The following is a 6,997-nucleotide window of genomic DNA, read 5'->3' as shown; positions in this document are numbered from 1 at the left end:
GCGCCGAGCCGCAGGCCAAGGTCAGCACAGCAGTCATTCCCGCAGCGCTCAGCGCAGCGACGAGAGGACCTTTGGTCCATCGCGACATATGTATCCCTCCAGTCACGTCCCAACCCAGTATGCATAGCGGTGACACCGGCTTCTGGCTGGCAGCGTCGATTCAGCAGGCGCCGCAGCCCGGTCTGGGCCGCTGACCTGCGGTGATGTTGGTCGTTGGGATGGATCTTACCGGTGGCCCGTGGTGGGGACGTCAAACAGCTGCCGCTCGGCGGTCATCCCCGCAGCTGCGGCGCCGATCAGGACCGCTGATGCGACCAACATCGCCAGCACGCTGCGCTCGTAGAGCAGCCCGCCGCCGAAGGATCCGGCCATGATGCCGATCTGGAACGCCGCCATATACAGCCCGGACGCGCCGTCTGGGTCGTCGGCTCCGGCGCGCATCGCCGCAGCCTGCAGCATTGGCGACACCGCATTGGCGGTGGCACCCCAAAACGCGATCGCAGCAATGCCGATCACGATGCTCGCCGCCGTGGGCGCACCATGCAGCGTCAGGGCGATCAGCACCAGAAACGTCAGCCACAGCGCGGCCATGCAACTGATGACCGCCGCTCTGGGCCGATGGTCCGATGGTCGGGCCACCAGCGGCATCGCCAACAGGCCGGCGACGCCGTAGGTGGCCAGCAACCAGGCCAGATCCGGTCCGTGCACCCCGACGACGTCACGGATGATCACCGCTATGAAGGTGTAGGAGATGTAATGGCCGGTGACCGCGACCATTGTGAGCAAGCTCACGATGACCAGCCGCCGATTGCGGTGATGCCCGGCGCCCCGGCCGACGTGGGCCAGTTGCTCGTCGGTGAACGCCAGCACCGGCAGCACAACCCAGGCGGCCACGGTCACCACGGCGGCCACCACGGCCACCGCTGCGACGGCAACCCGCCAACCCCACAGCAAGCTCATCGCCGCCGTGGCGGGGCTGCCCACCACCACCGCCAGGCTGATGCCGACGTAGATCATCGTTGTCGCGCGTCCGGAGTGGCTGGCCGGAACCAGCCGGGTGGCGATCGGCGCGATGACCGACAACATCAGACCGTGCGTGATCGCCGAGAGCACTCGACCACCGGCCAGCACGACAAAGTTGGGTGCCACCGCCGAAATGAACTGGGAGGCGGTCAGGCACGCCAACGACATCAGTAGCGCCCGGCGCCGCGGCCAGTGCGCGGTCCAACGGACCAGCGGAATCGTGGTTACGGCCGCCACCAGCGCATACCAGGCCAGCAGCGTGCCGACGACGGGCACGCTGACGTGCAGGCCTCGGGCGATCGCCGGCAGCGCCCCCACCGGCAGGATTTCGGCGGTGACATAGATGAAGGCCGCGGCGGCCAGTACCGCCAACTGCACCGCAATCCGCGGCGTCCACGGTCCGCCCGGAGCGGCCCGGCCTTCGTCGATGGCGGCGCGCGATGGGGGGTCATTCCACCAGCGACGCGATCGCGCTGCTCCGTCGGCACGGGCTGGCCCCACGGCCCCTACTCAACCATGCTCAACCATTCAAAGCACTCATTGCGTTAACGATCAGGACCGGACCAGTCGCGCGATGGCGGCCGACGCTTCGGCGAGCTTTTCGTCGGCCTCGGTACCGCCCTCGGCGACCGCGCGGCTAACGCAGTGTCCGAGGTGCTCGTCGAGCAAGTTCAGCGCTACCGACCGCAGCGCGTTGTTGGCGGCGCTGATCTGGGTGAGGACGTCGATGCAGTATTTGTCGTCTTCGATCATCTTGGCTATGCCACGCACCTGCCCCTCGATGCGCCGCAGTCGTTTGGCGTAGTTGTCCTTCTGCGACGAGTATCCGCGTGCGGGTGTCATTTGCTCTCCAGCATCTTGGCTAGGCTTCCCCGGGCCGTTGTGACGGCGCCGATGTTGAAACCATTGTCAATCTCGGGTTGCGCCTTCTCGACGCCGCCCCTGTGATTCGGCTTCCCGCCAGCATATCCGATACCCCAGCGGGGTATCTAAATGATTTTGGGCCAGCCTGGCAGCTCGCGCATACTTGGCTAATGCCGCAAACCAACGACCCGTCGCCCGCCGTCGACATCAAACCCCGCAGTCGCGAAGTGACCGACGGCCTGGAAAAGGCCGCCTCGCGCGGCATGCTGCGGGCGGTAGGCATGGACGACGACGACTTCGCCAAGCCGCAGATTGGCGTGGCGTCGTCGTGGAATGAGATCACGCCCTGCAACCTGTCATTGGACCGATTGGCCAAGGCCGTCAAGGAGGGCGTGTTCGCCGCGGGTGGCTATCCGCTGGAGTTCGGCACGATTTCGGTGTCCGACGGGATTTCGATGGGTCACGAGGGCATGCACTTCTCGCTGCCGTCTCGCGAAATCATTGCCGACAGCGTCGAGACAGTGATGCAGGCTGAGCGATTCGATGGTTCGGTACTGCTGGCCGGGTGTGACAAGTCGCTGCCCGGCATGCTGATGGCCGCGGCGAGACTGGATCTGGCGTCGGTGTTCCTCTACGCGGGCACAATCCTTCCGGGCCGCGCCAAGCTGTCCGACGGCAGCGAGCGCGAGGTGACCATCATCGACGCGTTCGAGGCGATCGGCGCGTGTGCCCGCGGCCTGATCCCGCGCGAGGACGTGGACGCCATCGAGCGCGCCATCTGCCCCGGCGAAGGTGCGTGCGGCGGTATGTACACCGCCAACACCATGGCCTGTGCCGCTGAGGCACTGGGCATGTCGCTGCCCGGCAGCGCGGCACCGCCGGCGACTGATCGTCGCCGCGACAGCTTTGCGCGGCATAGCGGCGAGGCCGTCGTCGAATTGCTGCGGCGCGGCATCACCGCCCGCGACATCCTCACCAAAGAGGCATTCGACAACGCGATCGCGGTGGTGATGGCCTTCGGCGGCTCGACCAACGCGGTGCTGCACCTGTTGGCGATCGCCTACGAGGCGGGAGTCAAGTTGTCGCTAGAAGACTTCAGCCGCATCGGGTCACGCGTGCCGCACCTCGCCGACGTCAAGCCATTCGGCCGGCACGTGATGTCCGACGTCGATCACATCGGCGGTGTCCCGGTGGTGATGAAAGCCCTGCTGGATGCCGACCTGCTGCATGGCGACTGCTTGACGGTGACCGGCCGCACCATCGCCGAAAACCTCGCGCACATCGCCCCACCGGATCCCGACGGCAAAGTGCTGCGCGCTCTCGACCATCCGATCCACCCCACCGGCGGGATCACTATCCTGCACGGGTCGCTGGCGCCCGAGGGCGCGGTGGTCAAGACCGCGGGCTTTGACTCCGACGTGTTCGAAGGCACCGCAAGGGTTTTCGACCAGGAGCGGGCCGCGCTGGATGCATTGGCCGACGGCACCATCACGCACGGCGACGCGGTGGTGATCCGCTACGAGGGCCCCAAAGGCGGGCCCGGGATGCGCGAAATGCTCGCCATCACCGGGGCTATCAAAGGCGCCGGCCTCGGTAAGGACGTGCTGCTGCTGACCGACGGCCGGTTCTCCGGCGGCACCACCGGTCTGTGCGTGGGACACGTCGCGCCCGAGGCAGTCGACGGTGGGCCGATCGCTTTCCTGCGCGACGGCGACCGAATCCGACTCGACGTCGCCAAGAACACCTTGGACGTACTGGTTGACCCCGACGAGTTCGCTTCCCGCCGTGAGGGTTTCACTCCGCTGCCACCGCGCTACAGCACCGGCGTCCTGGCCAAGTACGTCAAGCTGGTGGGTTCGGCCGCCATCGGAGCGGTCTGCAGCTAGCTGCGGGCCGCAACTTCCTCTCCCGGCCGGTATCCTCCGGCCAGGACAGTTAATTCGGCATCCGTCTAGGCGGATGTTGAGCTACGAGCGCGCATACCGAAGTACATCGCGTTCAAGCCCAGCAGCGTCAGGACCGCACCTGCGATCACATTCGACCAGATCATGCCGCCGTGCGGTGAGACACCATGAAGGATCCAGGGCGAGACGATGAGCCATACACCGAAGACCGGCAGCGTCCAGGTCATGCCGTGGCTGCGGTCCAACGCCATCGCGTACGCGAACGCCAGCGCCACGCACACGAGTCCGACGGTGAAATCGCTGACCACAAGCGGTCTCGTTCCTGCGAATCCGACAATCCATGGCGACAGGGCTGCATACACCGCAGTCAGCAACGTGACGCCGAAGGTGCCCTGCGCGGTCATCGACTCTGCCGCACGCTCGTAGCGCTCACGCAGAGCCAACAGATCAGGGTGGTGATCGATTGATGAATGGACTGTGCTCATTTTGTGACCTTTCTGTTATGCAGCAAGCCTTTTGGGCCCGCTGCAACCCCATCCATCCGTTTCAAGATTACGCTTGCCAAGCGACCGCCAGCAAACGAAAAGCGGCTGGCGTACCGAGCGTCAAACCGCAATGCAGCCGCTTTCAAGCCCTGCCGATTAGGCCATGCCGCCCGCGGTTTGCAGGGTCATCCGCAGTGCATGCAACGCGCGGTGCAGTTCATGTTTGACGACCTCGCCGTTGGTCCCCAGTTCTGCCGCGATCTGTGTCGTCGTCCGCCCGAGGTAATGGGAGCGGTAGATCATGGCACGCTGTGGATCGGACAGTTGGGCCATCGCCTCATTAACAATCACCGCTTCCCGGTGAGGGCGCCACGCCAAGTCGGTCCGTTGAAGTCTCACCGCGACTTAACCCCGGTTCGCAGGTGCGACAGGGCAAGCGGGATCTTCCACGGTGCATTCTCGCCCGCAGCGCATCGACGACTCGATGACGGAACCATCCGGATTCACCCTCGCGTCCGCTCCTGATTACAACTAACCAATAGTTGTACGCAACATATACACCTTTGGCGTAGTTGTGTCAATCACGACATCTTGACCGAGTTTGTCGTATGCTGTGAGGTATGTCGGAAGCGCCGGACTTTCAGGCCGAGGTTCGCCAGTTGCTGCGCGACCGCGTCTTGGACGCGGCGTATGCGCTGGTCTGCGCCGAGGGTTGGCAGGCGGTGAACATGTCACGCATCGCCGCCACGGTCGGCATCAGCCGACAGGTGCTGTACAAGGAGATCGGCGCTAAGCAGGCACTGGGCCAGGCCCTGGTCCAAAGGGAGACCGACCGATTCATCACCGGGGTCATTTCGGCGATGCATGGCCACCCCGACGACGTGGCCGCCGGTCTTGCGGCTGGCGCGGCCTTTACCCTGCGCGCCGGCGCCGACGACCCCCTGGTCAAAGCGAGCCTTACCCGCGCTCGCGACACGGAGGTCGGCCTGACTCCGCTACTGACCGCGGGACCGACACCCATCTGGCGCGGTGCGATGGACATGATCGCCGCGGCCGCTCGGGATTTCTATGATCTTCCGGATCCGATCGACCGGCTCTTGGACGCGGTCGTCGAAGTCGACGTCCGCTTGACCTTCAGCCATATGCTGCAACCCATGAGCACCATCGAAGATGCCGCCCGGCAGATCTATACGACTGTGCGCGCGCTGCTCGACGCCGCGACGCCCCAGGGCGGGTAAGAAGGCCCAACAGGCCGTCAACGAGCTGGCGCCGCGACGCTTTACTTCACCAAGGCCAGGGCGAAGCCGTCCCAATGCTTTGCCCCGACCGTCTGGAGCACTGCGGTATCAAGCTCCGGATGCTGCCCCATGATCTCCAGCGTCCGTCGCGTCGCCCGCACTACGTCGTCTGGATCCGATGACAGGATCGCGCCATCCCGAATGACGTTGTCCACCACGATAACTGAGCCGGGATGCGTCAGCCGGACAGCCCATTCCAGGTAGGCGGCGTTATTTACCTTGTCGGCATCGATGAACACCAGGTCGAAGGGGCCTTCGGTCACGGTCGGAAGGGTCTCCAACGCGGGACCGACCACCACCTCAACCTGATCGCCGACACCAGCGCGGTCGATATTGGCCTTCGCCACCTGGGCATGCACGGGCTCATATTCCAGCGTTATCACCCGCCCGTCCGGACCGGCGCCGCGCGCCAGCCAAATCGTGCTGAAGCCACCGAGTGTGCCGATCTCCAGAATGCGGCGAGCCTTGATCGCAGCGGCCAAAAGGCTGAGGAACTTGCCCTGTTGGGTTGACACCGCGATCTGCGGCAACCCCGCTGCATCGCTGGCCTCCCGGGCGGCAGACAACGCGGGATCGTCGCCAACCACGGTGGTATCCAAGAAAGCATCAACGTCGGCAGGGCTCGGATTCTGGGTCATGAGCCAACGCTAGCCCGCCGCCTTCGCCGATCGCCACTGCATAAAACCCTTCCTAGCATATACCCCTAGGGGGTATATGCTAGGATCGACGTGTCCACTGAATCCCGAGATAGATAAGGGTGGAGAGATGACAAACGAGGCCGGAACAATACTGACCTGCTCCCACGACGGCTGTGGCTGCCGGGTTCGTATTGAGGTCGAATGCCACTGCGCCGGCGCGGACCAGCCGTATCGGTGCACCTGCGGCGATGAGATGGTCGCCGTCGACTAGCGGGTAATCGCTCGGGCTTACCGCACGCCCTCTTTGGCGTAGACCACCCGCAGGACGTGCCCGAGTTCAGGCCCCATGACTAGCTCGGCCAACGTGCACAACGTTGCGACATATTGCGATCCGTGCGGCGGCTGTGCGTCGCACAGATGATGTGCGATCTCGTGTAGCACCACCAGCTCACGCATCGCCCAGCCAGCCGCTGCACGGTCGGGGACCGCGATAACGCCTGCGCCGTCGCGGTTTTCGTAGTGAGCGGCGGTGGCGGCCCGCCGCGCACGCACTTTCAGCGGGGCTACGTTCGGCCACTGTCGCCGTACCGCCGGCAGCGCCAGCACCTCGTCGACGTAACGCTGCACCGCTGGGACCGACGCGAACCGCGCCTCTGGCGGCAGCGTCAACTGCTCGCCGAAGAACTGCACGCTGACTGACCTGTGTTCAGCGGCGCGGTCGAACAGCGTCCGGACGAACTCCTCGGCCGCGTAGACCTTCGAACGCTGCCAATCCCGCGCGGCCG

Annotated in this window: 10 protein-coding genes; 4 read left to right on the top strand and 6 right to left on the bottom strand. The window is 65.1% G+C overall.

The features are described from left to right. The coding region (locus WAN71_RS02945; RefSeq protein WP_422223894.1) for a hypothetical protein at positions 1 to 194 on the top strand (194 nt) is incomplete at its 5' end. Between the two features lie 31 nt (positions 195 to 225). Here the strand turns inward: WAN71_RS02945 and WAN71_RS02940 are convergent. Continuing rightward, positions 226 to 1,452, bottom strand: coding sequence for an MFS transporter (locus WAN71_RS02940; RefSeq protein ID WP_422223895.1), 1,227 nt, complete (start codon positions 1,450 to 1,452; stop codon positions 226 to 228). 123 nt (positions 1,453 to 1,575) lie between these two features. Next, a complete protein-coding gene (locus WAN71_RS02935; protein WP_422223893.1) occupies positions 1,576 to 1,866 on the bottom strand; it encodes a metal-sensitive transcriptional regulator in 291 nt (96 codons plus the stop codon). Between the two features lie 191 nt (positions 1,867 to 2,057). On the opposite strand from WAN71_RS02935, the gene ilvD reads away from it, so the two are divergent. Further along, a complete protein-coding gene (gene ilvD, locus WAN71_RS02930; RefSeq protein WP_422223892.1) occupies positions 2,058 to 3,773 on the top strand; it encodes a dihydroxy-acid dehydratase in 1,716 nt (571 codons plus the stop codon). Positions 3,774 to 3,838: 65 nt separating this feature from the next. Here ilvD and WAN71_RS02925 read toward each other — a convergent pair whose 3' ends face one another. Next, positions 3,839 to 4,276 carry an SPW repeat protein gene (locus tag WAN71_RS02925; protein WP_422223891.1) on the bottom strand — a complete coding sequence of 146 codons (438 nt, stop codon included), beginning with the start codon at positions 4,274 to 4,276 and terminating at the stop codon, positions 3,839 to 3,841. Positions 4,277 to 4,432: 156 nt separating this feature from the next. Further along, positions 4,433 to 4,675, bottom strand: a complete 243-nt coding sequence (locus WAN71_RS02920) for a sigma factor-like helix-turn-helix DNA-binding protein (protein ID WP_422223890.1) — start codon at positions 4,673 to 4,675, stop codon at positions 4,433 to 4,435. Between the two features lie 221 nt (positions 4,676 to 4,896). Here WAN71_RS02920 and WAN71_RS02915 point away from each other — a divergent pair, with 221 nt between their 5' ends. Then, positions 4,897 to 5,514 (top strand): TetR family transcriptional regulator, encoded by a 618-nt coding sequence (locus WAN71_RS02915; protein ID WP_422223889.1) that lies wholly within the window; start codon positions 4,897 to 4,899, stop codon positions 5,512 to 5,514. Between the two features lie 41 nt (positions 5,515 to 5,555). Here WAN71_RS02915 and WAN71_RS02910 read toward each other — a convergent pair whose 3' ends face one another. Continuing rightward, the gene (locus WAN71_RS02910; protein WP_422223888.1) at positions 5,556 to 6,212 is read right to left on the bottom strand and encodes an O-methyltransferase; all 657 of its coding nucleotides are present in this window, start codon (positions 6,210 to 6,212) and stop codon (positions 5,556 to 5,558) included. A gap of 127 nt (positions 6,213 to 6,339) precedes the next feature. On the opposite strand from WAN71_RS02910, the gene WAN71_RS02905 reads away from it, so the two are divergent. Then, complete coding sequence (locus WAN71_RS02905; protein WP_422223887.1) at positions 6,340 to 6,483, top strand: metallothionein; 144 nt, start codon at positions 6,340 to 6,342, stop codon at positions 6,481 to 6,483. A gap of 17 nt (positions 6,484 to 6,500) precedes the next feature. Here WAN71_RS02905 and WAN71_RS02900 read toward each other — a convergent pair. Then, positions 6,501 to 6,997 (bottom strand): TIGR04338 family metallohydrolase (locus WAN71_RS02900; protein ID WP_422223886.1); only part of this gene is annotated, 497 nt, incomplete at its 5' end.

Source organism: Mycobacterium sp. (genome assembly GCF_049280035.1).
Taxonomy (GTDB): Bacteria; Actinomycetota; Actinomycetes; order Mycobacteriales; family Mycobacteriaceae; genus Mycobacterium.
Note: the sequence above shows the minus strand (reverse complement) of the source record. Positions and strands in the feature narration are given on the sequence as shown.

Coding starts and splice junctions, on each gene's coding strand:
- WAN71_RS02935 (WP_422223893.1), bottom strand. CDS start 1,866: ATGACACCCGCACGCGGATACTCGTCGCAGAAGGACAACTACGCCAAA.
- ilvD (WP_422223892.1), top strand. CDS start 2,058: ATGCCGCAAACCAACGACCCGTCGCCCGCCGTCGACATCAAACCCCGC.
- WAN71_RS02925 (WP_422223891.1), bottom strand. CDS start 4,276: ATGAGCACAGTCCATTCATCAATCGATCACCACCCTGATCTGTTGGCT.
- WAN71_RS02915 (WP_422223889.1), top strand. CDS start 4,897: ATGTCGGAAGCGCCGGACTTTCAGGCCGAGGTTCGCCAGTTGCTGCGC.
- WAN71_RS02910 (WP_422223888.1), bottom strand. CDS start 6,212: ATGACCCAGAATCCGAGCCCTGCCGACGTTGATGCTTTCTTGGATACC.
- WAN71_RS02905 (WP_422223887.1), top strand. CDS start 6,340: ATGACAAACGAGGCCGGAACAATACTGACCTGCTCCCACGACGGCTGT.